The 26,832-nt window shown below is 39.6% G+C and carries 24 protein-coding genes; 4 read left to right on the top strand and 20 right to left on the bottom strand.

The window, feature by feature from the left end:
- Positions 1–617: 617 nt before the first annotated feature.
- From NW213_RS00675 to NW213_RS00650, 6 genes are all read right to left on the bottom strand, one after another.
- Positions 618–3,020, bottom strand: coding sequence for a S8 family peptidase (locus tag NW213_RS00675; protein ID WP_007843184.1), 2,403 nt, complete (start codon positions 3,018–3,020; stop codon positions 618–620).
- 13 nt (positions 3,021–3,033) lie between these two features.
- A complete protein-coding gene (locus NW213_RS00670) occupies positions 3,034–3,993 on the bottom strand; it encodes an AAA family ATPase (protein ID WP_005815670.1) in 960 nt (319 codons plus the stop codon).
- A 217-nt stretch (positions 3,994–4,210) separates the two neighbouring features.
- Positions 4,211–7,498: a DNA primase gene (locus NW213_RS00665; RefSeq protein WP_007843186.1), complete on the bottom strand. Its 3,288-nt coding sequence runs from the start codon at positions 7,496–7,498 to the stop codon at positions 4,211–4,213.
- Positions 7,495–7,698, bottom strand: a complete 204-nt coding sequence (locus NW213_RS00660; protein ID WP_025892289.1) for a hypothetical protein — start codon at positions 7,696–7,698, stop codon at positions 7,495–7,497. The genes NW213_RS00665 and NW213_RS00660 overlap by 4 nt, the downstream gene beginning before the upstream one ends.
- A 189-nt stretch (positions 7,699–7,887) precedes the next feature.
- A complete protein-coding gene (locus tag NW213_RS00655; RefSeq protein WP_007843189.1) occupies positions 7,888–8,202 on the bottom strand; it encodes a hypothetical protein in 315 nt (104 codons plus the stop codon).
- An 18-nt stretch (positions 8,203–8,220) separates the two neighbouring features.
- Positions 8,221–8,412 (bottom strand): hypothetical protein, encoded by a 192-nt coding sequence (locus tag NW213_RS00650; RefSeq protein ID WP_007843190.1) that lies wholly within the window; start codon positions 8,410–8,412, stop codon positions 8,221–8,223.
- Positions 8,413–8,595: 183 nt separating this feature from the next.
- On the opposite strand from NW213_RS00650, the gene NW213_RS00645 reads away from it, so the two are divergent.
- Together NW213_RS00645 and NW213_RS00640 are read left to right on the top strand one after the other, a co-directional pair.
- On the top strand, positions 8,596–9,789 hold the full coding sequence (locus NW213_RS00645; protein ID WP_257322690.1) for a hypothetical protein: 1,194 nt from the start codon (positions 8,596–8,598) through the stop codon (positions 9,787–9,789).
- 12 nt (positions 9,790–9,801) lie between these two features.
- A complete protein-coding gene (locus NW213_RS00640; RefSeq protein WP_172775736.1) occupies positions 9,802–10,254 on the top strand; it encodes a helix-turn-helix transcriptional regulator in 453 nt (150 codons plus the stop codon).
- A 419-nt stretch (positions 10,255–10,673) separates the two neighbouring features.
- Here NW213_RS00640 and NW213_RS00635 read toward each other — a convergent pair whose 3' ends face one another.
- The 14 genes from NW213_RS00635 to NW213_RS00570 all read right to left on the bottom strand — a co-directional run bounded on the left by NW213_RS00635 (position 10,674) and on the right by NW213_RS00570 (position 22,847).
- Positions 10,674–11,108 (bottom strand): hypothetical protein, encoded by a 435-nt coding sequence (locus NW213_RS00635; protein WP_154044665.1) that lies wholly within the window; start codon positions 11,106–11,108, stop codon positions 10,674–10,676.
- 189 nt (positions 11,109–11,297) lie between these two features.
- Positions 11,298–12,182: a F0F1 ATP synthase subunit gamma gene (locus NW213_RS00630; protein ID WP_258321512.1), complete on the bottom strand. Its 885-nt coding sequence runs from the start codon at positions 12,180–12,182 to the stop codon at positions 11,298–11,300.
- A gap of 7 nt (positions 12,183–12,189) precedes the next feature.
- Positions 12,190–13,779, bottom strand: coding sequence for a F0F1 ATP synthase subunit alpha (gene atpA, locus NW213_RS00625; RefSeq protein ID WP_258321511.1), 1,590 nt, complete (start codon positions 13,777–13,779; stop codon positions 12,190–12,192).
- Positions 13,780–13,798: 19 nt separating this feature from the next.
- The gene (locus NW213_RS00620; RefSeq protein WP_154044668.1) at positions 13,799–14,353 is read right to left on the bottom strand and encodes a F0F1 ATP synthase subunit delta; all 555 of its coding nucleotides are present in this window, start codon (positions 14,351–14,353) and stop codon (positions 13,799–13,801) included.
- A gap of 6 nt (positions 14,354–14,359) precedes the next feature.
- The gene (gene atpF / locus NW213_RS00615) at positions 14,360–14,860 is read right to left on the bottom strand and encodes a F0F1 ATP synthase subunit B (RefSeq protein WP_154044669.1); all 501 of its coding nucleotides are present in this window, start codon (positions 14,858–14,860) and stop codon (positions 14,360–14,362) included.
- A gap of 10 nt (positions 14,861–14,870) precedes the next feature.
- A complete protein-coding gene (gene atpE, locus NW213_RS00610; protein ID WP_154044670.1) occupies positions 14,871–15,125 on the bottom strand; it encodes an ATP synthase F0 subunit C in 255 nt (84 codons plus the stop codon).
- Between the two features lie 97 nt (positions 15,126–15,222).
- Positions 15,223–16,284: a F0F1 ATP synthase subunit A gene (gene atpB, locus NW213_RS00605; protein WP_154044671.1), complete on the bottom strand. Its 1,062-nt coding sequence runs from the start codon at positions 16,282–16,284 to the stop codon at positions 15,223–15,225.
- Positions 16,281–16,661 (bottom strand): hypothetical protein, encoded by a 381-nt coding sequence (locus NW213_RS00600; RefSeq protein ID WP_235336376.1) that lies wholly within the window; start codon positions 16,659–16,661, stop codon positions 16,281–16,283. The genes atpB and NW213_RS00600 overlap by 4 nt, the downstream gene beginning before the upstream one ends.
- 58 nt (positions 16,662–16,719) lie before the next feature.
- Positions 16,720–16,992 (bottom strand): F0F1 ATP synthase subunit epsilon, encoded by a 273-nt coding sequence (locus NW213_RS00595; protein ID WP_154044673.1) that lies wholly within the window; start codon positions 16,990–16,992, stop codon positions 16,720–16,722.
- A 5-nt stretch (positions 16,993–16,997) separates the two neighbouring features.
- A complete protein-coding gene (gene atpD, locus NW213_RS00590) occupies positions 16,998–18,524 on the bottom strand; it encodes a F0F1 ATP synthase subunit beta (protein ID WP_204391657.1) in 1,527 nt (508 codons plus the stop codon).
- Positions 18,525–18,702: 178 nt separating this feature from the next.
- Positions 18,703–19,881: an ABC transporter permease gene (locus NW213_RS00585; RefSeq protein ID WP_258321510.1), complete on the bottom strand. Its 1,179-nt coding sequence runs from the start codon at positions 19,879–19,881 to the stop codon at positions 18,703–18,705.
- Positions 19,882–19,894: 13 nt separating this feature from the next.
- Positions 19,895–20,539, bottom strand: coding sequence for an ATP-binding cassette domain-containing protein (locus NW213_RS00580; RefSeq protein WP_375338091.1), 645 nt, complete (start codon positions 20,537–20,539; stop codon positions 19,895–19,897).
- A gap of 57 nt (positions 20,540–20,596) precedes the next feature.
- Positions 20,597–22,123 (bottom strand): DUF4836 family protein, encoded by a 1,527-nt coding sequence (locus NW213_RS00575; protein ID WP_258321509.1) that lies wholly within the window; start codon positions 22,121–22,123, stop codon positions 20,597–20,599.
- Between the two features lie 22 nt (positions 22,124–22,145).
- Positions 22,146–22,847 (bottom strand): 16S rRNA (uracil(1498)-N(3))-methyltransferase, encoded by a 702-nt coding sequence (locus NW213_RS00570; protein ID WP_204391662.1) that lies wholly within the window; start codon positions 22,845–22,847, stop codon positions 22,146–22,148.
- A gap of 186 nt (positions 22,848–23,033) precedes the next feature.
- On the opposite strand from NW213_RS00570, the gene NW213_RS00565 reads away from it, so the two are divergent.
- Together NW213_RS00565 and xyl3A are read left to right on the top strand one after the other, a co-directional pair.
- Entirely contained in the window at positions 23,034–24,059 is a 1,026-nt protein-coding gene (locus NW213_RS00565) for a DUF4468 domain-containing protein (RefSeq protein ID WP_258321508.1), read from the top strand.
- Positions 24,060–24,239: 180 nt separating this feature from the next.
- Entirely contained in the window at positions 24,240–26,831 is a 2,592-nt protein-coding gene (gene xyl3A, locus NW213_RS00560; RefSeq protein WP_258321507.1) for a xylan 1,4-beta-xylosidase, read from the top strand.
- Position 26,832: the final 1 nt, after the last annotated feature.

The following is a 26,832-nucleotide window of genomic DNA, read 5'->3' as shown; positions in this document are numbered from 1 at the left end:
ATTTGCAATGTTTTAGGTAAAACTATGGTAAATGTCCAGGTAAAGCTCATAAGTTTATGGTTCGATACCATCATTTGCCGCTATGGAGCTAAACTCTACAATTAAAAATTCAAAATTTTTAAATCTAAAGAAAATGAAAAAAAGTTTTTTTTAGGCAGTAGAACCTTTAGTGAAGGTTCATGCCAAAATTAAAAGTCCGAAAGGATAGGTTATTAGTAATTTTTTATCTGTAGGATTAGATGTACTAGGGATTCTTGGAATCCCTGCAGCAAGCAGTATGTCATTGGCAAAAGATAGTACAGAGTTAATAATTCAATGGATATCCCGAAAGGGAGTTGATAAAGGCAAGATCATGACTGTTATTCATGATATTTCAGCTTTTATCCCATTGTACTCGTAGTACCAATCCCTTTTAGCCTTTTCCATTGATTCTGCACAATTGGCTAATGCTATTGAATAGATAAGGAAACAGTAACTAAGATTAAAGCTTGGAGCTTCATGGTTAGTGATGGCATTGCAGGTAGCTAACCACTCCTTTTTTAAACAAAAGCGGTTTGGAGTAATCCAAACCGCAACTATTATATTTAAAACAATGATTTAAACTTAAAATGATAGGTTTATACTTCCTGCATTATTTGTATACCTATCTTGTTGTTGATTTCAGTCTCTACAGCATTATATATTTCTGTTTCACTTGTTTCTATAGATATTATTAGAGAATACTTTATAACATTATCAACATTAGCCAGTTTTCTCTCTTTCCACCAACCTGGTCCTGGATAAACAACTATATGACCACAACCTGCTAATTCAGTTGCTGTACACTCAAACCAGTCCGACTGAACAGTACCTTGTTCACGGCGATTTTGCTTGATTGTCCATCTTTGAGTATCATTATCTGTTGTTTTATCTCCTTCATTCTTATTCCTTCTACATAAAAATTCTTCAACATTTTCATGTGGACTCTTCAAGTCAAAATGCAAAGTTGCTGAAGGATAACGATATTTATTTCTTCTACCGGCATAACCAGGAGAAGGCTTTACATAATAGGAAAGTGTAATTCTTATCTTTACTTTTTCTGCTCCCATCTGCTCAAGTAATTCAACAGGCCATGGGAGATCATAAAAATGCAGTTGATTATATGTATTTGAACCATCTTTACGTACATATGGTATCAATTCATTTTCAAAGATGTATGTAGCATATCTTTCATTGCTAAATAAAGCAATTTCTTCATCTGGAATGCCATAACCACATATTGACATGATATCATTGATACTTCCTATACGCTTCATTTCTTCAGTCCATCTCGCAGAATGTACCATCATACCACGTACAGACAACAAAGAAAGGTCAGGATTCACTGTCTTGATTTTTGCTGCCATACGTGCAGCCAATGCTGTGGCTGCACTGGTTGCATAAAATGGCTCCAATGATTCTGCCAAGTCTGCACTGGTCGAAATCAGGCTCAGATTAGGAGTTGTTGTTGTCTGCAGTACAGGATGATTAGCTACATTACCGCCTTCCATTACAATCTCAGGCTTGTTAAGACCATTTCTCCAACTCCAGGAGGTTCTTGACATCGGAGAAATTCCTCCAGGCGCAGCCAGAGGCTTATATCTATCATCAGTTACAACAGTCTTCTCTGTATAAGCTCCTACAGTCAGTGCATTCCATGCCTGTGCCGGACTTTTAATAGCATTAGCTTTACATGATTCTATATAATCTGAAGCGTCTATTTCTGTAGTCTCAATGTTTCCCGCAGAAACGACCACCAGACGATCACAATTCCCTCCATTGTATATACTTTCATCTAGAGCAGCAGAACTTGACGTGGATTTGCAGTCATAAGAAATGTCATCTGTAACAGCCATACATTGTATAGATGCTCCCATTTCATGAGCTTGCTGTATAGCATCCTCTATAACAGCACCATAAAAATCAGAATCAGTTTCATATCCGGATTCATATATTTTCACGGATGCCAAGTTGTTTTCAATTGCAACAGATTTCTTATGCTCATAAATTAAATCTGTCATATCACCATATAGGATAAGGCCAGCCATATCCGTTCCATGGAAGCTATGATCAATAGTGTCATAAACTCCTATTGCACTTTTCATCATATCATCCGATAAGAATGGAGCTATCAAATCATGAGCATTGTTTACACCTGAATCCAATAAGCCCACCCTTACACTGTCACTGTTTATTGAAATCTCAATTTCATCTCTAATAAGCTCACTCCATTCCCTGCTTTCATCATGGGATTTTACAAGTATTGAAGGCTGTTTATAAGGACGTATTCCCTCTATATAACCAACAGATAAAGGTAACTCACATAATTGTTGTTTTGTTGCTTTGATTAACAGAACAGCAACTCCTTCAAAGTCAAGAATATTTTTACCTGCTGATATAAGGCCAAGACTGTCTAAAGTTTTAGTAAGTTCCTCTACATTATAATCATCACCTTTGGTTACCCATATTTCAAATGTCTGCAAATGATTATCTGGTAGCATATCAAAATCTTCAGCAGAAGTATAAAGACTATGAACATCAGCTTGTTCAATAGAATTGATTGGCTCAATCAGAGTTGCATTCTTAGGGTTTCCATTTTTTGTGCAAATTTCTTCATTTGCATACTCATTAGCTTTTTTGTCCAACCAATCTTTTTTTTCTTTCTTGACATATATTGTTACATCTACATTTCCATCACCTTTATCTTCTGAGATTTTTAGAATAGATGCTCCACTACTTTTTGCTAATGTCTGAGGAACAAAACCTGAAACCATGTCAAAGTTCATATAAACACCATCTGCAACAGGTAATCCTCTTTCTGACCGTTGTGACAAAGTTTCTATTGCCTTATCAATAGCTGTATTATAAATTTCTTTTATATAAGCCGCATGTTCCTGTCTGTTTCTTTCAGGCATGGTTGGCGGTTGTACAGACCTGGTTCTTGGTGTAAAAGAACGATCTTCTGCTATCTTATTTCCTAAGAAAAAATGTTTCTTTTGCATATTACCTACATATTCAACCTATTTCACGGCACAGTTGATTTCGTTTGTCAACAATCATTTTCACCATTTCCATATCTATAGGCAAATCATTTAACAGTGATTCTTTGAATATGTCGGAGCATACCATTTTTATCTCTGCATGGCTCATTCCCATAAATAAAGGTTCAGCCTGAGAGAAATCCAGATTTTTTGCTGTATATAAATATTCACGCAACAACAACAAACGTTGTTCTGCATCCGGCATTCTGTATTCAATGACATCATCAAAACGCCGGAACATTGCCTTGTCGATGGACTCTATTGCATTTGTAGCTGCAACAATAAAACTATCAGAAGAATCACGCTCCAACAACTGCAGGAATGTATTAAGTATTCTGCGTTGTTCACCGACCTCATTTTCCATTCCACGTTGTGCACCTATAGCGTCAAACTCATCAAAGAGATAAACGGCAGGAACTTCATCTATAAAATCAAAGATACGGCTAAGTTTCTGACCTGTTTCACCCATGAATTTAGTGATAATCTTTTCTGTTCTTACAATAAAGAAAGGAAGATTAAGTTCCTTTGCCAATACCCCTGATGTCATAGTCTTACCTGTACCAGACATACCATAGAGTAACAGCTTACGGCGATTTGCAAGGCCATATTTCTGAAGTTCTTCTCTTCTTGTATATTCCTTTATTACCCTTTCCAGCTTCTCCTTTACAGACTTATCTGTAACCAGATCATTCAAACTGTCATATGTTTCAGTCTGAAGCAACAAATCGTCAACATCCTTATTGCGTGGAATAATTTTTAAATTGCTAAAAGAGGTCTTTTTCTGGCTTAACAATTCCTGGATAGTTCTCGCCAATACAGCATGACCATTCTTTGCCTCTACAGCTGAAATCTGTAAGGCAACCTTTCTGAATTGTGCATCATCATTGTTTAAATGATTGCGTATCAGAGATAATATTTGGTCTGCATTTGCCATCGTAATATGGTTATAAAATTATTGATGTACAAAAATACTTTGTTCCCGTCAAATAGTCAACTCTATCATTAAAAATTGCTAAATATTTATGCTTTTTTATCTAAGAACTTGGTGATTTCACCAAAAAAACTAGGAGAAGTCTTTTAATACTACAATTATATTTTTGATTTGTATTAAACCCTTTACTTCTTTCATCATCAGAGTTCAGATTAATCATTTATGTAAAATCAAATTCATTCTGTTTGAAAGTGTGTTGCATTTCTGTTATCACTTCTTCCTGCATGTCCTGTACTTCAGCCACCACTTCAGTTTCAAGATCCAGCCCAAAAGTTTCCTTCAACTGCAGATAATCAAAGCACAGTGCCTTCGGTCGGTTTACCTTTACCTTCTTTACCTGTTCACCATTTACAATGTCAATGGTATAGTCAGGAAGTCCGCTGGGCAGAAGTATGGTGAACCTGTCCTGCTTCAATCCCAAATATGAAGCATGGGATTTCAGGTATGACATTATGGTTGACCAGTTCGAGCGGTTGGAGGTGGAACCTGCATTCCGGCTGTTGAACAGTGATGCTACGGCTGCTGTGTTCAGATAGAGAATGGGACGTGCTTCCTTAAATTCTATATCTTCCTTGACAGACAACGGACGGAAGGATTTCATATACCTTATACGGTAATGTGCCTTCTCAATACATTTCCCTGAAGTCTGGAATCCCTGAAGCATACTCCAGAAGTCCGCTATTTCCGAACTTTCCTGAGCCAGTTCATTCTGATTACGTATTCCCCTGACTGCCGTATCAAACAATTCTGCATAGCTGAAAGGCACGTCAATTACTGTCTCCAGTGTTCTGAAGGTGGCCAATGGAATAACCCAGTTTCCGAATATACGGTCATGGATGGTTTCATTCTCCAGTTTCGCAGCCAGCTCACGCTTGGTAATGGAATATATTTCCGGAAAGTTCTTCTCAAACAGTTCCCGGTGTCCCAGTATCTCCAGGGTGAGGTGGGTAAGTCCCATGTTGCAGACTGATACAAGGTCTTCATAGGCTCTTTTCTCATTCTGGTTGAATGATGTCTTTGAAAAGGTAAGGAAGATGACACGGGTATAGAGTGCCATATCCTGTGTCGGCTTGTCCTGGCCGCAAAGGGCTACACCTGTTGTGACAATGGTCTGTGCTGCCATCCCATCTGTATTCGTATTCTTTTTGGTCTGGCCACCACCGCCCCAGAGTCCTTTCAGATAGGCTATCTTGCGTATGTCGAGGTCGTTCTTGTATTCATCAAGCACGGCAAGAGTATTGACGGCCTGTGACACACGGTCGTTCATGGCCGGTACAGAGGTTACTCCAAGGTTGGGCGGATCTACTCCGTGCAGGAAAAAGGACTGGAGGGAAGTAGCCAGGGTTGTCTTACCAGTTCCTTTCTCACCGAAAAGGTTCAGGATGGGAAAGTGGCGGGTACGTCTGAATATGATGTCACGGAAGAGGGTGGCAAGAAGGTAACAGAAGGCTACACTTGCATTCTCACCGAACACTTCCATAAGTCTTTTTACGTAATCATACAGTTTTATTCCGTTATGGTTCTCATGCACCATAAGTCTTTCAAACTGGAATATCTCCGGATTGTTGAGATAGATTTTTGAAGTGGCCGGTATATAGAAGGCCTTGCCGTTGATACCACGGACTATACCCAATTCGTCAACGGCATTGAATGTGCCTGCAAAAAATATTCCGTTTCCAAAAGCAAAGAATCCTTCAGCTGCATTCCAGCCGAGTTTTCTGATACGTTCTGCCGTATCGGTCTTTGAGTACAGGTATTCCTTTACACGGTTGAGTTTGTCTATCTTGGCCAGCCATACATAATTGCCCAGTGAACCAACCTTCTGTTGGAAGTTGCTCAGCGAGCATAATTCAGACTCCTTCAGTTCTATGACCCTGCATACATTGTACATATTCCTCATACGGAAGATTCTGGTTCCGTTTATCTCATCCTCGATATGGAACAGTGGTTCCATGATGAAGTTGGAGATTCTTGACGGTTCATCATCATCTTCACCGATGGAGTAGTAACAGTTTTCCCTGACGAACAGACCGAACTGGCGCAGCAGTTCAGCTTCACGCTGCATCTCGTTCATGGCCGCAGGTTTGTCGTTCCTTCTCCTGGCTTCACCACGTGCCTGGGTAACGGCATCACGCCATAGTTTTACCTTCCCGTGCAGTCTGGAGAGCTGTTCTATGCACTGGTCATACACAAGCTGGTCTTTTATATAGCGCAACAGGTCTGCTATTTCAGCAACACACTTTCTTTCCTCTACCATGGAACCGGCTACCAGAAAACGTTTCTGTGCCAACCAGATGATAAAATGCTTTTCCGGAAGTGAAGTGTAATCCTCCCTGCTGCGGATATAGCTGTCGGCATCATTCTTGGCATATTGTACTTCTCCTTCTGTCCCGGATGGTATTTCTGCAAAAGGAAGTTCCCTGACTGTTACATGGAATCCTTTTCTTATGGCTGCAGCCCCATTGGTCATCACCGCCTCAAATCCCGGTCCGTATGGTTTGCCTTCCGCAATATCTGAATCTGGAATGAAACAGAGTGAAGATACATACTTCTTCAGCTGCTCGAACTGGCTGTCACTCCAGGCTGTTCCAAGTGACGCGACTGTATTGTCGTATCCAATTGACTGCATTCTAAGGACATCAGGAGCACCTTCCACAATGATATAATAGTCGGCATCACGCAGTCTGGCGGCACGGTCAATACCGAATACTGTTTCTCCCTTGGAGTAAATCATGCTTGTTGCCGAGTTGATATACTTGGGAGCTTTCCTGTTGTCTCCGATGTATCTGGCTGTATAGGCAATGATGCGTCCCCATCTGTTTCTCACGGGAATCATGATACGCTGTCGGAACATGGCGTATGTGTTTCCGTCCTCGCCACGCTTGAACATACCGAGTTCGTACAGCAGTTCTTCGTTCAATGCTTTACTTCTGCAGAAATCCATGAAGGTTTGACTATCCTTAGGTGCATAGCCTATTCCGGCAAAGGCACAGAACTCCTCATGCCACCGGCCGTATGCGTAGGCTCTGGCATCAAGGCTCTCTTCCTTGTCTGTTGTTCTTAAATTTTGCAGGAAGAAGGTCTGGACTGTATCGAGAACTGTCAGAAGTGACTCCCGGTGCCTGGCTTCGGCCATCTGTTCCTCACTGCGCTCTTCTCTGATGTATTCTACCGGAATATTATGGTTCCTGGCAATAAATTCCACTGCGGCACTGAAGGAAAGGTTTTCCTTTTCCATTATAAACGTAATGGAATCACCGCCACGGTTACAGCTGAAACAGTGGAAGAGATTCTTGCTTGGGGTAACGGCAAAGGAACCGGTCTTTTCGGAATGAAAAGGACAAAGTCCCATCAGTGTTGAACCTTTTCTGGACAGTCTGACATAAGGACTGAGTACGTCTTCTATGGCAAGTTCCCTTACTTTCCGTATGGTTGTTTCGCTTATCATAACGTACTGAGCAGGTTCCAACAATCGATTATTGACTGGCCGGAGTATTTCGGACGGCTGACATTATTAGGATTAAGCGGTTGGATATATCCGTTATCTCTGTATTTTTTGAGTGTCTTGTTGCTGATACCGAGTTCAGCACAGGTGCGCTTGACTGAATAGACACCGTTTGGATCGCACGCTGGTCTGATTTCTTTCATTATTATAAAATCATTATGAATGTGCGATACAAATATCTGTCCGGCTTTATTGTTAAGCTGGTGAACAAAGGTTACTGACGCACATTCCTGTACCTACTATAATTGCTTTCTTTATATTTCATAGAGTATCACGGCTAAACTAAACAAATAAAGTTTATCAATATTAGAGTATTAGCCATAATATGTTTATCACTTATCTTTCTTGACTGGTTTTTCTGCCTGTTTCGGCTGACTTTCATCAAAATAGTCCTGGGTGGTTCGCTGCAAGAGCCTGAGGTCTGCCGTGCGGTATTCCACCTTACCGGGTCTTTTATAGGAGACCACCTTTTCCTGACGTTTCCATCGTTCTACATTCCTGCGGCCAAAAAGTTCGTAAGCCTTCCTCTGGCTGATGAATTCAGGATCATCCTTGTCGGCTTTCAATTGCCTGACAATTCTGGAGGAGAGGTCATTCAGGAATGTTTCGTATGGTATAAGATGGTCCAGAAACTGTAATATCTTCATATAAATCTGATTTGGTTTCTATACTGTTCGTTTGACCGTAATGGTGTGGTTTTCCCTGTCAGTTCTGGTCTTGAACTGACGGTTGTAGATGGCACCAAGCTCTGAAGCCTGTGTACGGACGCTTTTCAAACGTGAAATGGGGAATGAAACGGATTCACCTACTTCAAGGGCAACAAGTGCCGGACGGATTTTTTCTAAGTTTTCAGACATAATTGTTGGATGTTTAATATTTAATGTTTAACTTTGTATTCACCAAATGAATATGTTACGTTACAAAGTAACATAAAATGGTTTATATAACCAAATATTTGTTTAATGATTTATTGTTTAAGATGTATTTTTTGAAACAAGTACATAATATGTACAATTTCAATATTACTATTAGATAGAAAAATGAAAATACCCAACATAAAAAAAGATAATATAGTAGTTCTTCTTGCAAGTACCGTCGCTGGCGGTGTAAGCAAAGTAACAATTGATCAAATTGAACATTGGATTGATAAATCAAATAGGACAAAAGAATTCAAGGCTGTAATTAAAAAGACTAATAAAGAATTTACAGAATTAAAGCCTGTTTACGATGAGACAATTTTAGATAAAGATTCTATTATGAGACAATGCAAAACTGTTAACTTAGATTTTAAGTCTGCAGTTAGTCCCATTATTGCAACAGCAATACAAGATGGAATAATTTCCAATCATGGAAGAAATTTGCTCGAATGCGTTAATATACCAACTGATATGCTTCATGTTTGGAAAGATAACCCTAATATTTTTCATGGTTATCAAATGAAAGATGGACATTTTTATAAGCAAGGTAAATTTGTGTCAGCTTCATTTCCTACCCCTTTATTAGTATTTCAAATAACTTCCTTAGTTACAGGACTATATTTCCAAAATCAAATATCAGAACAATTATCTATCATAAACAAAAAACTTGATTTTTTAATAAATAACATATTTCAAAAAGATTATAGTATTATACAATCTAATTCCCAATGGATAAATGAAGTAAATCAATTAGAAAATTTTAAACCTGAAGATATCAGTAGTGCAGAACAAAGATTAGAAGAGCTTAATAGACTAAGATGCGATTACAGGCAAAAATTTGAAAAGATTGATTTTTCCATAAATTATTTAGTTGGATCTAATTACTCTGAAATCAAAAAATGGAGAAATGCTTTTTCAGAAAGCTATATGTTAGAAATAATGGAAATAGCTTATGCAGCAGAAGTTGAATATCTATTGGTTAATATATTAATCAGTAAAATGTATTCAAACTACGATACTGATTATTATAAAGAACGTCTAGTACTATGCGCAAAGAGGCATAATCCAAACTTCTATATTTTTTATGCTCCCAAATATTATGAATTAAAAAAGAAAATGGAAATCAACTTAAATGGTCTTGAAAATAAAGCTGAATATAAAAATGATACAATAACAAATATTAAAAATGAAATTATGGACAATTTTTCGAATATCGAAAACAAATTTTCAAAAGTTAGTTCATTAGGCCCTAGGCAGTATATGTTAATAGAAAATGGAGAATGTATAGGTGTTTATACAGACATAAAGAACATATAATTTTAGACAAGTATGGATAATGACATAAAACATGTGCATGTAGGTCAGGCTATCGACAAAAGACGCAACGAGCTTGGATTGAGCAAATCTGAACTTGGGCGCAAAATCGGTGTGCCGCAGCAGCACATAAACCGAATACTGGAAAGGGAGACTATGGAGACAAACAGACTTATTAAAGTCAGCGAAGCATTGGACTTCAATTTCTTTTCCCTTTTCTGTCCGAGACAGCATAATATATCGGCACACCTTGCAGCCGTTGCATTGGACGGTAATGCAAACAACCTGATAGGTGATGCGGAACTGGCCGTACAGTTATCCAGCGAAAAGAAAGAAACTGAGAACTTGAGGGAAACAATCAAGCTTCTGAAGGAACAGATAGAGAGTCTGAACTCACAGATTTTACGTCTTGATTCAAACCTTAAGGATAAGGACGTGATTATTGAACTATTGAAAGATAGGAAATAAACAATACTGAAATTTAAATGAATGCGTCATCTCGTTACAGAGAGGTCAAATCATTCATCCTTAATATCTATTGCAACTGTTCCAAGCATTGTATGGGATTATATCAAGATGCATACAGATTACATACACAGATATTGCATCTTATTGAAATTCAGATATGTATTGGAGAGGCGCAAGCTGCAATTGAAGAATAAAATTTGCCATTAAATAAGTTTACGAGGTAGATAATAAAAAATTTATCTACCTCGTTTTCTTTATATCAATATGCATACAAAAAAACTGTACCTACATTATCCTGAAAACAATGAGGTACAGCTACACGAATAAACTAAAAAATTAATTATCTTAATGAAAATAGATATCTGAGTTATTTTTCTTATAAAACAAACTTATATTGTATTTTGTTCATTATAATTGATTTAAATTCCATAGAAATGTGCAGGATAACCATCTAGCAAACAATCCAATCTATTATTATCCATAAATATATTATTCATATATGAATAATCATTCGCACCGTATTTCAGACGCAGTGTAGTATAATTGGCATCATACCAATCCCAAAGAAACGAATATGAAGATTCCTGACGAAATCCGCGATTATCTATAGTCAGAATATAATCTTCCCCAGTATTATTGTCATAAAAGCGTAACTCCTGACGATGAAAATCGCCATTATTGTCAGTCCATTCCTCTACCCATGTCCTGCTACATAAATAATATGTGGCTTCTCGGTAATTATTGGTTCCGTTCCCTAATTCTATGCCTATACCTACATACTCACATGATGAGAATAAAATAGGAAATGTGGAGATTAGTGCCGAAAAAGCAATAACCTTACTTAAATTCTTCATGGTTTCCTCCTGTTCTTCTTAACTTCCTGATACAAAAGTACACACATCAATTCACTTACTATAAAGTAAATTCCTATATTTTAAGGGGAATTTCCCTAAATGTAATAGGGATACAAGAAAGGCATTATGACATGCTAATAAAAACAACATATCATAATGCCTTAATGTTATAGAAATTGAATGTAAATATCAGGCCATTGTTCCGCCAACAATATCAAGCAATTCGTTCGTAATAGCCTGCTGACGGCTCTTATTATATACCAAAGTAAGCTCCTGAATCAAATCGTTGGCATTGTCGGTAGCTATCTGCATTGCCATCGTACGGGCAGCATGTTCCGATGCTGCTGCGTCAAGCAATACCGTATAAATCTTCATCCTCAGAACCTTAGGAACAAGTGATTTCATTATAACTTCAGCCGAAGGTTCAATAATATAGTCTGAAGACTGTTCTTTTGCCTCAGAGTTGTCTGTATTGCCAACCTGTCCGTTTACATCAACCGGAAGATATGTTTCATGAGTCAGAATCTGGGATGATGTTGACTTGAAGTGATTATACAGCAAATCTACTTTCTGTATCTCACCTTTCAGGAATTTACTCATGAGTTCAGAAGCCAAATCAGAAGCATCCTGATAATTTGGTTTTCCACTCATGTGCTGATAATCTCCTGCCACTTCCATTCCCATCTTCTTTACTGCCTCAGCAATTTTCCTTCCTACAGGATAAATCAGGATATTCTCCTTTCCTACTTTAGCAGAATACTCGTCAACCAGAGCTGACAAATGTCTGATAACATTTGCATTATATCCGCCACAAAGACTGCTGTTCGAAGCAAAAGCCACTATTGCCACCTTCTTTACCTGTTTGTTGACAGAGAAAGGTGTCTGAACAAAAACGCCGGACGCCAAGAAATCTCTCAGAATTCCATGCAGCTTGTTCTCGTATGGAAGCATATTTTCTATAGCCTCCTGAGCCTTGTGCAGTTTTGCCGACGCCACCATCTTCATGGCCGAAGTAATCTTCAGCGTACCGTTTATAGAGTTTATTCTACTTTTAACTTCTTTCAGCGATGCCATAATATAATTACTGTTTATATTGAACTGCAGTTTCTGCTGCTACCTTTTCTATAATAGCCGTTACAGCATCATTTATCTGTCCGCTGGCCAAAACATCTATCACATCTTCCTTATGGCTCACACGAAGAGTTGAAAGGAATGTATCCTGGAAGCTACGTACCTTGTCAAGTGGAACTTCACGCATCAAACCGTGAGTACCGCAATAAAGGATTGCAATCTGCTCGCCAACCGGCATAGGTGAGTACTGAGGCTGAATAAGCAACTGGTTATTCTTACGTCCACGGTCGATAGCCATAGCTGTAACAGGGTCCATATCGCTGCTGAACTTAGAGAAAGCTTCAAGTTCACGATACTGTGCCTGGTCAATCTTCAGTGTACCGGCAACCTTCTTCATACTCTTGATCTGCGCACTACCACCCACACGTGATACAGAAATACCCACGTTGATAGCAGGACGGAAACCTTGGTTAAAGAGGTCTGTTTCAAGGAATATCTGACCGTCAGTGATTGAAATCACATTTGTAGGAATATATGCTGATACGTCACCAGCCTGAGTTTCAATAATAGGCAATGCTGTGAGCGAACCACCAGCCTTAACTTTACCTTTCAGGCTTTCAGGCAGGTCATTCATCTGTTCTGCCACTTCCTGTTGGCTTATTATCTTAGCCGCACGTTCAAGCAAACGTGAATGCAGGTAGAAGATATCACCAGGATAAGCCTCACGTCCAGAAGGACGGCGAAGGATAAGTGATACTTCACGATAAGCTACAGCCTGTTTTGACAAGTCATCATATACTACCAATGCATGACGACCGGTATCACGGAAATATTCACCTATAGCTGCACCGGCAAACGGAGCGAAATACTGCATAGCTGCAGGATCAGAGGCTGTAGCTGCAACTACCACTGTATAATCCATAGCACCACGTTCACGGAGTGCATTAACTATACTTGCCACAGTAGAACCTTTCTGTCCTATCGCCACATAAATACAGTAAACCGGATTTCCTGCCTCATAATTAGAGCGCTGATTGATGATTGTATCAATAGCAATAGCTGTCTTTCCTGTCTGACGGTCGCCGATAATCAACTCACGCTGTCCGCGTCCTATAGGGATCATGGCATCAATAGCCTTCAGACCAGTCTGCAACGGTTCTGTTACAGGCTGACGGAAAATAACTCCCGGAGCCTTACGTTCAAGCGGCATCTCGAATGTTTCTCCAAGTATGTCGCCACGTCCATCCAATGGAACACCCAGAGGGTCGATTACACGTCCCAACATACCCTCACCCACATTGATGGAAGCGATGTGTTTGGTACGTTTCACTATCATTCCCTCCTTAATCTGGTCAGTAGGACCAAGCAGGACTGCACCCACATTGTCCTCTTCCAGATTCATTACCGTACCCATGATACCGTTCTCGAATTTCAGCAACTCGTTTGCTTCAGCATTACGCAAGCCATATATACGAGCCACACCATCACTTACCTGCAACACGGTACCTACCTCATCAAATTTAAGCGAGGTATCTATACCTTCAAGTTGCTGGAGCAATACTTCCGAGACTTCGCTGGGTTTTATAGTATTATCTGCCATTCTTTGTCAATTCAAATAATTAAACTATTCTTCTGTTCTTCTCAATAAACTGACGCTTAACTTTTTTAAGCTGGTAATCGACGCTGGCATCAAGACGATATCCATCTATTTCCATAATGTAACCGCCTATAATAGAAGGATCTATCTTAGAAGTTATTTCTATCTTAGAATTAGTTTTCTGGCTACCAATTTTTTCAAGATGCTTTACCAATTCCGGAACTTCGATTGCAGTTGTCAGTTTACCCATCAATATATGCTTCCTTTCCCTATACAGGTCAATATACGACCATGTCATGAATTGCAAGAATTTCTCTCTCTTACCATTAAGTACCAGCAAGAGGAAACGTTTCATTTCTTCAGTGACATCTTTACCTCCCGCTGCCTCAACAAGTAAATTCAATTTTTCTTGTTTCGTAACAACCGGATTATCAATAGTCCTTCTCAAATCAGGAACATTAGCAAAATGTCTGGCCAGCGTTTTTACCTCTTCATATATCTTGTCTTCATTGCCTCTGTCCATTGCAAAGTCCAACAAAGCCTTGGCATAACGCCTTGAAACAACTCCTGTATTCATACTAGGTTATTTAGAAGATTCAACCATTTCGTCCACCAACCGACTGATAAGTTCAGTCTGTTCCTTCTCATCGGCCAATTTTGTACGCATTACTTTTTCAGCAATACCTACAGAGAGTAAAGCCACCTGACGCCGGATATCGCGGATTGCACTTTCTTTTTCGGTTTCAATCTGCTTTTTCATTTCCTCCATCAAACGGTCACCTTCCAGACGAGCCTTTTCCTGAGCTTCTCTAATGATACGGTCACGCGTTTCTGTTGCCGATTTCAGGATTCGGGCTTGCTCCTCATGGGCCTGAGCCAGGATTTTCTCGCCTTCAATCTTCACGTTTGCCAATTGTTCGTTAGCTTCACGTGCAGCTTTAAGCGAGTTGTCAATATACGCTTTCCGATCGTCAACCATTTTGATGATAACAGGGAATCCGAATTTTGCCAACAAAAAGAAGACAATACCGAATACTACTACCATCCAAAACAGTAACCCCGGATCCGGAGTCAATAATCCCATACGCTGATTATTATAGGAACAATGTCAAAAGACAAACGATAATTGCGATAATAGCTACACCTTCAACAAGTGCTGCAATGATAATCATATTAGTACGAATATCACCTGATGCTTCTGGCTGACGAGCAATTGCTTCCATAGCTGAACCACCGATTTTACCAATACCAATACCTGCACCGATTACTGCAATAGCTGCACCAAGAGCAGCACCCAATTTACCTAAACCTGCACCTGCGGCAGCCTGTAATAAAATTGAAAGTAACATAATTATAAGTTTTTAAGTTTGTTATTTTTTAATTTATAAAGTAATAATTCTACTACGGCAATTTTGCCGTACATTTTCATCACTATTTTTTGTTAGTTTAATTTTCTTCTTTTTCCTTTACCTTGGAAAGACCGATAAATACGGCTGAAAGCATAGTAAACACATAAGCCTGAATGAAAGCTACCAGAAGTTCAAGAGCAGTCATGAATATACCAAAGGCCACTGACACAAAAGTCATTGTTCCATTCAATAACGGACCAATCTTCACTGTTATGAAAATTATGGACAGCAAACTGAGAATAGCTGCGTGGCCTGCCATTATATTGGCAAAAAGACGAATCATAAGAGCGAAAGGCTTAGTGAACAGGCCAAAGAATTCTATCACCGGCATCATAGGTATAGGAGCCTTAAGCCATACCGGTACATCAGGCCAAAATATATCTTTCCAATATTCTTTGGTTGCAAAAGCATTCGTAAAAAAGAAAGTCAGCAAAGCCAGCACGAGTGTAATAGCTATATTACCTGTTACATTGGCACCTCCAGGAAATATTGGAATAAGTCCCATCAGGTTATTGACCAATATAAAGAAAAATGCAGTCAGCAGATACGGTGCATAACGTTCATAACCAGGACCTATACCTTCCTTGATTACATCATTATAAATCATTAACACCATCGATTCTACCATACCTACACCACCTCTTGGCGCACCGTTCTCTACAGGATGTTTTTTATACCATCTAGCACATCCAAGAACTATCCACACCAGAATAGTGCTGTTTATTATAAGTCCAACAACATTCTTTGTTATGGACATGTCCCATGGACGAACTTCCTCGCCTGAAGAATTACGCTCTACTATCTTTCCGTCGTATGTTCCACCTTCGGCAATATAAAGTCCTTCATACTCACCATCTTCAAGTTTCTCAGATGAGAATACATGCCATCCGGTACTGCTTTTCACTATTACCGGCAATGGTATTGTGATATGAGTATCCCCTATGCTGAGAATATGCCAAGAGTAGGCATCGTTGATATGTCCGAACACCAGTTCATTGACATCCACTTCACCACCTTCATTAGAAGTCTCGGCAGATGCGAAACCCGATGTAAAAACCATCAGTAACACCAAAGTCCATATATAACGTACTTTTTTCATTGTTTCTGTTTTAGTTTTTTCTTCTTTATAAGTCTCAGTTCGATATTAGTAAAATATACAGTTTCGAATATCAGAAAAGAAATATAGAATACCAGAAAGGTTGCAAAAAAAGCCACAATTTCATGCTGTACCGCATAACAGTATATAGAAATTATCAGCACACTGACAAGAAACTTTGTTCCTTTGCAAACCAGAAACAGTGGAACCATTTTATCTTCTCCCAACCGATAAGCCAGAGAAAACATGTTGATGTAGAACAGACCGAAGAGGTAAAAAAACACAGGAATGGCAGGAAACCACGGAAAATACCTGTCTGGTATAAACAAATGGTAAATCAAACCTATCACAACAGACAATATCAAAGTCAATATTGTCATTTTTTTTATAAATATCCTCTTTGCCTTGAGCAAAAACATGTTTTTCAGATTTTTCGGTTTATAATTCTACGCACACTGAGACCAAATTATCTTTAACCTCAACGAATCCTCCTGTAATTTTCAATCTTTGCGTATCTCTCTGCACCCTGTAATGTGCCTCGCCACACTGATAGACCACTTCACCATCCTTTAACGAAGATATTATCGGAGCGTGGTTTACAAGCACCTGAAACTTTCCCAGTTCACCCGGAAGTTCCACCCAGTTGACAGGACCATCGAAGAGAGTACGCTCCGGTGAAATAATCACCAGATGCAAATTCTTCCTGTCCATAGGCGTTATGCTTTAGCAGCCTCAAGCAGTTTCTTTCCTTTCTCTATGGCATCTTCGATAGTTCCTACATTAAGGAATGCCTGTTCCGGCAAGTAGTCAACTTCACCGTCAAGAATCATCTTGAATCCCTTGATTGTATCTTCTATTGAAACCATAGCACCAGGAACACCTGTAAATTGTTCTGCCACGGCAAACGGCTGTGAAAGGAATCTCTGTACCCTACGAGCACGGTTCACAGTCAGACGGTCCTCGTCAGAAAGTTCATCCATACCAAGAATAGAGATAATATCCTGAAGTTCCTTGTTACGCTGAAGAATCTGTTTAACCCTCTGTGCAGTCTCGTAATGCTCCTTACCCACAATCAGCGGATCAAGGATACGCGATGTAGAATCCAGTGGGTCAACGGCAGGATAGATACCAAGCTCGGCAATCTTACGGCTCAACACTGTAGTAGCGTCAAGGTGAGTAAATGTAGTAGCCGGAGCAGGGTCTGTCAAGTCATCGGCAGGCACATAAACAGCCTGAACTGATGTGATGGAACCATCCTTGGTAGAAGTGATACGTTCCTGCATCTTACCCATTTCAGTAGCCAGAGTAGGCTGGTAACCTACAGCCGAAGGCATACGTCCTAAAAGCGCAGAAACCTCAGAACCTGCCTGAGTAAAACGGAATATATTATCGATAAAGAACAATATGTCCTTAGGGCTGTTTTCTTCAGTCTTGCGGTCACGGAAAGATTCGGCAAGTGTCAATCCTGACAGCGCAACAGACTGACGTGCGCCAGGAGGTTCGTTCATCTGTCCGAACACCATCGCAACCTGTGATTTCTCTACTTCCTTATAGTCAACCTTCGACAAATCCCAGTTGCCTTCTTCCATACTCTTCTGGAATTCCTCACCATAACGGATAACGCCTGATTCGATCATTTCCCTAAGCAAGTCATTACCTTCACGGGTACGCTCACCCACACCGGCAAAGACAGAGAAACCATTGTGTTTCTTTGCGATATTGTTAATCAACTCCTTGATGAGCACGGTCTTACCAACACCGGCACCACCAAACAATCCGATTTTACCACCTTTCAGATATGGTTCCAAAAGGTCAATAACCTTAATACCTGTAAAAAGTACTTCCTGAGTTGTTGCCAAATCCTCAAAACGTGGAGGCTCGCGGTGTATAGGGAAACCGTCCTTCTTGTCCAGTTCGGACATTCCGTCTATTGTCTCTCCCACAACGTTCATCACACGTCCTCTGATCTGTGCTCCCACCGGCATGGTTATAGGCTGTCCGGTAGGTACAACTTCCATTCCGCGTTTTAGTCCGTCTGTACTGTCCATAGCCACTGTACGTACAGTATCCTCGCCTATATGCTGCTGTACCTCAATAACCAATGTACGACCATCCTTGCGGACTACAGTCATTGCATCGTGTATTTTCGGCAGTGCAACTTCGGCATCCAATCCCTCCAGATCGAAGTGAACATCCACAACCGGACCAATTACCTGCGAAATATGTCCAACGATTTTTGACATAAACTAATCTGTTAAATAATTATCTTAATTGTATATCGCAAATTTAATATATTATCCAGTAAAGATGTACAATAATGTAACATTTTTTAGCCGTTAAACAATGTTATAGGACATAATAAGAGAAATATTTCCCAATACCATTTACATATTATCACACCACATAAAGACTTTTTATACTTTATATTATAGCATTGACTTTTCTCCTTATTGCAATTATGTTATATGCGGATACAAACAGGAACAATATAACGCCTACCATACATGAAACAACTATTCCACCGCCATCAATACCTTGTATAATATCAGACAAGATACCGGAATACATTCCTCTTATTACAATCAATAAAAACACGGCTATGACCAGTACCGCAAAGTTTATCGCAACCGTTAGTATCTGATATGGCATCGAAACACGTGATGCACTGTATCCCATAAGAATTAGATTCTCCAATTTATCAGTGTTTTTCTGTAAAAGCAGATAGATGCTCAGCAATAATATATAGAATGAAAGCGCACTTATTACAAGACCTATTGCCATGACTATTCCTACAGCCATCTTGAGAAACCATGTAATTTTTCCTGCATCCAGTTTATTATCCTCAGTTTCATATCCGTTATCTCCGAAAAAACGTGCTATTCTTTCATCAGCAGGATTATCCACTTCTATGATTATTCTTGAAGGCTTCAGTTCATTGCTTCCGCCATATTTATGATTTGCCAGATTCATAAACGATTCCGGAACGAGAATTGTATTCAGTCGGTTGGAAAATCCCACTATACGACCTTTCTTCATTTCACTCATTCCATTGCCGGAAATGTATAAATCCAGCGATACCATACCTATCATTCCTTCAGACAACTGTGGAAGATTTCTGCTTCTGGCAAAACCGAAATTGTACAGGTTAAGATAGTTTTTGGGAATTATTATCGGGATTTCCTTTTGTCCTTCTACATATTTCCAGTCATCAGCCTTTACATCCACAAAATTGTCGGGAACAGATTCAAGAAACATTGCCGTGCTCATATTCATTCCTCCGAAAGATACTCCGGCAGAAACCTTGAATTGTGCCGGTTGGAATTCTCCTACTTCCACTGTGAAAGGCTGCGACTTGATATCTTCTACCTCACGCGAAGAAAAAGCAGAGCTTTTCCCTGACAGACTTCCGATAGTACTTACTTTCTTTGTGACAACTACATAATCTTTTTTTATGAAGCTATCCTCTTCCTCAAACACAGGCGACACGTCACTATAGAACTGAATGCCAAGCATCACAATAACCATACCGCACAGATTGGCAATAAAAAATCCTGCCAATTGAGCCACGCTTATATGTTGTCTTAATAATTTCCAAAGCATATTCCCTATCTACTTAGAGTTTTATTTCCTCACTATAATTCATCTGTAAACGGCGACCGATGGATGTCACTATCACTCCTACTCCTCTCTCTCTTATTTCATTTTCAATAATCGAAGCCATAATATCGCCATTTGCATTATCCAAATGACTGACTGGCTCATCCAGGAAAAGGAAGTCTGAAGGCTGACACAACATCCTTATAAACGCTACTCTCTGCTGCTGCCCAAACGACATCCTGCCTATAGGTTCCGACCATTTATTGTCAATGCCCAACATTTCAAACCATTGTCTGATTTGTTTTTCTTCCCTAAACGCAGTAAGATTATTTTTCAGTATGACATTTTCTCCGGCCGTAAGTTCAGGAAAGAGCCTGAGTTCCTGAAACATCAAACCTATGTTATTTTGTCTCACGAAAGTCCAATCTTTGCCGGAGAATGTTCTGATATCAGTTTCGTCAAAACATATTTTCCCCTCATAATCTTTCCTGTATCCGTATATAAAACTGATAAGCGACGATTTTCCTGTACCGGATGCAGCTTCAATCAGATAAGACTTCTCTTTCTGAAAAACAACATCTCTTCTCCAGATACCGGAATCCATCTTTTCTACAGACGAGAATATAGAAGGTACGATATTATTCAAACATATTTTTTCCACCTTATATCACTTTATTAAATTCCATATGTAACATGCATGACGACAAACCTTACATTATCAATAATTCAGCAATGTAGCCAATGGATTTTTATTGTTATCTTTCATCAATATCTCAATATGCACATTTTCTCCATCGGCAGATTCCACTGTAAAACAATCAAGTCCACCGAAGAAAGCCAATGCAGAAGCCATTGTTCCCTTGAGATGCTTCAAGTCAAAAATACGATTTAACGACGTCAAATCGGAAACCATAAAGAACTTCTGACCGACTACCCTGTCACCCCATTTGCGATTTCTCAACGAGAGTCCCAACACACGCCTGTCAATCAATGACTCCTTGTTGGTTACATATAATTTCCCGTCCTTGACTCCTATCCATAATGATAAAGGACCGGAAGACAATCCTACAAGGCTTCCGTCAACAGTCTTGAATTCATATCCTTTGTCACCATAATTTTTCAGAACTACCTGCCCTCCTGAGAGCAGAGCCATAGCTTTAAGTCGCTCAAAGGACTCCATAAAAGAATCTGAATTCACATCTGCATAGGCTATGAATTCTCTTCCGTCAGTACCGGACATAGCCAAAGCCACATCTCCGCTTATCGCATTGAAAAACGAACGAAAATCCAAAGGTATCATGGAGTTGTCAAAATATCTTCTCATTGCCGGATTTTCACACAAGAAATCATAGAATTCACCTCCTTTAATATTTGCCGTTGCCCAAAAAGGAGTATTCGACGGGAACAGGTCAAGGTAATTGCCTTTTATACTTGAAGTCACCTGCTGTTTCTTCTCAAGGATATTTTTCATCACTTTATCGGCAATCATTGTCTCTATATCAACAACAGTTTTTCCCTGCTGAAAATCAACCACCGACAAAGCTTTTACATCTTTCAGTTTCAGTTCGGCAGAAACTCCCATTGTCAACGGATATACAGCCTCCTGAGGCAAGAGTTCAAGCGATGTCCACATCACTATATCACCGCTCTTGCTCTCGATAGATGTAAAATCTTCTGATGCGGAAAATCCTTCACCGTCTTTCTGTCTCAACCACATTGAAGCCTGACGCACCAACGATTCAGGGTCTGACCCCTTATTGTCAGCAACAAGAATAAAAGCACTTTTACTATACGCCAGAAGCCAGTCTCCAACTATAGCCCACCTGCATCCGTCTGCCTCTTTCACCGACGAACACAACTGCTGTTTTTTGAGAACATCAAGAAGTTCTTCCAATTTATCCCTGTCAGTAACCTTTACAAGCAAACCACCCATTTTTGCCTGCTCACCGGCAAATAAGTAAATCTTATCCTTCAGGCCTAATCCACTCTCAGTGCCATCATCAAAGATCTTTTCTATCAAAGCATCCGATCCTGTCAATCCGCTCTTAACCATATTTTCCAGCTTGTCAAGAAGAGGTTTGTCAACTTTTTCACCACTGAGCCCCATCTTCTCCGACATGGAATTCAAATCAACAGCCACAACTGCCGCCGATTTTGACGGGATGGCATTTCTATAATCAGAACCTTTATCACATGCCGACATAATAAATGCCAGTACAAGAATATATATAAATCTTAGTTTCATACCTTTATCCGATTATACATTATTATTCAGCGTTCAACAGATTCATAGTATGAACGGCAACCAATGCCGCCGTTTCAGTACGCAAACGCGACTTTCCGAGACTTACAGGCTTAAAACCTTTCCTGATGGCTGTTTCCACTTCCTCTACACTGAAATCACCTTCAGGACCAATAAGCACCAAAGCATCATTTCCTGGCACTATGGCATCTTTCAACAATGTTTTTTCACCCTCATTGCAATGAGCAATAAACTTATCGCCCTTGAAGTCCATATTCATGAACTTTTCAAAATCAGTCATTTCATTTATCACCGGCTTACGGGCTTTCAAAGACTGTTTTACTGCAGAAACAACAATTTTCTCAATTCTTTCTGTCTTAATAACCTTACGTTCGGAATACCTGCAATTAAGGAAAGTAATCTCGTCAAGACCTATTTCCGTAGCTTTCTCGGCAAACCATTCTATTCTGTCCATCATTTTGGTTGGAGCCATAGCTATATGCAGATGACCTTTCCATAATGGTTCCTGGAATATTTTTTCTTTAATACTTACTTGGCATCTCTTTGAAGTGGCAGCACTTATAACTGCCTTATAGAAATAACCTTTTCCATCGGTAAGTAGAATTTCATCTCCAATGTTCAAACGTAAAACTCTCACACAATGTCCTGCTTCTTCTGCAGGCAATTCCGGATCTGTAAGAATGTCAGGTGTATAAAATACGTGCATAATAATAAACTTGATATAAAAACGAACAAATGTAGCTATTTTTTCCGACACATCTGATGCTGCATACGTCTAAATTAAAACGACATGTCATTTAACAAAGATAAACAAATAGAAATAATCCATTATATCATCCCAAAAAGATTTTTTATATACATTTGCTGATAATAACAAGAAAAACAAACACACATGAAAAAATTACTATTAATTATGCTGGCGATTATGCCATTTTTCGCTATTGCCAAAGACAATAAAAAAAATGACAATTCGAATCCAAAATATTTGGAAGGTGCAATAACTTTCAAAGATGACAAGATAACATTCGAGGATGAAATAAAAGTCCCGACAATGACAAAGGATGAACTATACAAATCAATGCTCGAATGGGCCGAAAAAAGATTTGTTTCCGATAATAAACTAACAAGCCGTGTAGTATATACAAATGAGGAAAACGGTGAAATTGTAGCATCGGCAGAGGAATACATCGTATTCAGTTCTTCGGCACTGTCATTAGACAGAACAAGAATTTACTATCATTTCTACATTCAGGTGGAGAATGGTACATGCCATCTCACAATGAGCCGTATCAGATATTGGTATGACGAAAACAGAGACGGAGGTGAACGCTATTCTGCCGAAGAATGGATTACAGACAATATGGCACTGAACAAGAAAAAAACAAAACTGGCACCTATCTGTGGAAAATTCAGACGTGAGACTATAGATTTGAAAGATGAGCTGTTCAGCTCAGCAAGAGAAAGTCTGGGACAAAAGCTTATTGACAATCCTACAACAACTCCTGTACAGTCTCCTGCCAATACATCAGGAAAAGTTTCCGTATCACAATTACCGGGAAACCTCAACGATATAGCTGCCAAAGGTAGAATTACAATTACATCCGGAAATAAAGAAACCGAAGTGTCACACCAGTCATGGGGAGGCTTCGGAAAACTGTTCAACAAAGACGTAGCATATATCCTCATAGACAAGAAGAATTCCGAGATATGTAAAAATATGGAAGAAAACTCAGAGTATAAGATTTCATTCTATGTAGGAAAATCAATAGATGCTGCAATCATCATAGAATGCAAGAAGACCATGACACAAAATATGTCTTCAGAAGAACTTAAATCTCTAAATCAGAACATCGACACTTCTAAAGAATATATAATGTATGTATGCGAAGTGACATCAGCTGAAATAAACAACCTGTAAATCATATACATAATAAAATCATCAAAGCCAACCTCCGACGGTTGGCTTTTTTCATATAAAAAAGTTATATTCTGTTCAAATACATCACCTAACAGTAACAATATTACAAAAAAACATATATCTTTACCCACAGTTTTAATGTATGAAATACACTATATAAACATAAACTCTTAATATCTTATGAAAAATAGAAAAACATGGCGTTTCTTCGCATTGGCCGGCTGCGGAATTCTCTTGTTCTCATGCCAGGAACCGGCCTACAAAAACACTTCATTATCGCCCGAAGAAAGGGCTGAAGACATTATCAGCAGATTAAATCTGGAAGAAAAAGTATCGTTAATGCAAATGAACTCACCTGCCATTCCACGACTTGGAATAAAGAAATACGACTGGTGGAACGAAGCATTACACGGTGTAGGAAGAGCCGGAACAGCAACTGTATTTCCACAATGTATCGGTATGGCTGCATCATTTGATGATGAGTTATTATACGATGTATTCACAGCCGTTTCCGATGAAGCCAGAGCCAAGAATACAGAATTTTCCAAATCCGGAGACTTGCAAAGATATCAGGGACTTACTTTTTGGACTCCTAACGTAAACATCTTCAGAGACCCGCGTTGGGGAAGAGGTCAGGAAACCTATGGTGAAGACCCGTATCTGGCAGGAAGAATGGGTATCAGCGTAGTAAAAGGATTACAGGGACCTGACTCAACAAAATACGACAAGCTGCACGCATGTGCAAAACACTATGCAGTACACAGCGGACCGGAATGGAACAGACATGTGTTCAATGCCGAAAATATTGATCCTCGCGACTTATGGGAAACTTACCTTCCGGCATTCAAGGATCTGGTGACAAAAGCCGGAGTAAAAGAAGTGATGTGTGCCTACAACAGATACGAAGGCGAACCATGCTGTGGAAGTACAAGGCTTTTGCAGCAGATTTTGCGCGATGAATGGGGATTTAAAGGTATCGTTCTGTCCGACTGTTGGGCTATAGCCGATTTTTATACTGAAGGACATCATAACACTGAACCTGACGCTGAGCATGCGAGTGCAAAAGCTGTACATTCAGGAACAGACCTGGAATGTGGCGAGAGCTACGGTTCGCTGGTTGACGCCGTAAAACAAGGATTGATAAAGGAAGAGACTCTCGACAATTCATTGAAACGCCTTATGACAGCACGTTTCGAGCTTGGCGAAATGGACGAAAATGTATCATGGAAAGAAATCCCTTACAGCGTTGTAGATTGCAAAGAACATAAAGACCTTGCATTGAAAATGGCTGAAGAATCACTTGTCCTACTTCAAAACAAGAACAACATACTCCCATTAAACAGGAATATGAAGATAGCGGTTATAGGTCCTAACGCTAACGATTCTGTAATGCAGTGGGGTAACTATAACGGATTTCCAAGCAAGACTATAACACTGCTTGAAGGACTGAAAGAATTCATTCCTGAATCACAGATTATATACGAACAAGGATGTGACCACACTTCTGAAGTATCTTTGCAAAGTCTGTTCGATTTGTGCAGTGCCGATGGCGAAAAAGGATTCAAGGCTTTGTACTGGAACAAGATGAAGCAGGAAGGCGATCCTGACGTTACCGCTCATGTAGGTACTCCTTTCCATTTCACCACTGCCGGTGCCACAGTATTTGCTCCTGGCGTAAACCTAGGAAATTTCTCGGCAAGATATGAATCGGAACTGAAACCGGTAAAAGATGAGACTATAGCATTCAGCTTCCAGACTCAGGGATATATCAGATTATATATAGACGGAAAAGAAGTTGCATCGGGACTAAACGTTAAGAACTCGCACGCTTACGAGATGAACGTCGAAAAAGGTAAAACATATGACATAAAGGTAGATTATGTCGCTACCGAAGGAAACTGTGCGACACTGAATTTCGATTTCGGACGAGAAGTTCCATTAAACCTTTCTTCTACAGTAAACAAAGTAAAAGATGCAGATGTAGTTATATTTGCAGGTGGTATTTCACCTCAGCTTGAAGGCGAGGAAATGCCTATCAGAATACCAGGATTTAACGGTGGAGACAGAGAAAGTATAGAACTGCCAGCAATACAGACCAAGTTGCTTGCCGCACTGAAAAAAGCCGGAAAGAAAATCGTTATGGTCAACTTCTCAGGCTCGGCTATGGCACTTACAAAAGAAGCACAGCTGTGCGACGCTATCCTTCAGGCATGGTATCCAGGACAGGCTGGAGGTAGAGCTGTAGCGGCAACTCTTATGGGTGACTATAATCCTGCCGGAAGACTTCCGCTCACTTTCTACAAGAGCACAAGCCAATTGCCTGACTTCGAAGATTACTCACTGAAAGGACGTACATACAGATATTTCACAGACGAACCGTTATTCCCGTTCGGCCACGGTTTGAGTTATACATCTTTCCAATATGGAGACGCAACTTTAAGTTCTCAAACTATAAAGGCTGATGAAACACTTTCGCTTGAAATTCCTGTAAGCAATGTAGGCAAACGCGACGGAGAAGAAGTTGTTCAGGTTTATTTGCGCCGTCCGGACGACAAACAAGGCCCTATTTTGACTTTAAGAGAATTCAAACGTGTAAATATAGGTCAGGGAGAGACAAGCAATGTGAAATTCCAACTTACTCCTGAAAGCTTTGAATGGTTTGACACAAACAGCAATACGATGCGTACACTTGAAGGTGAATACGAAATTCTTTATGGTGGAACATCAGACATCAAGAAGCTGAAATCGGTTAAGGTAACAATAGCCGAATAAT

The organism is Bacteroides sp. ET336, assembly GCF_024733815.1.
Lineage (GTDB): Bacteria > Bacteroidota > Bacteroidia > Bacteroidales > Bacteroidaceae > Phocaeicola > Phocaeicola cellulolyticus.
Note: the sequence above shows the minus strand (reverse complement) of the source record. Positions and strands in the feature narration are given on the sequence as shown.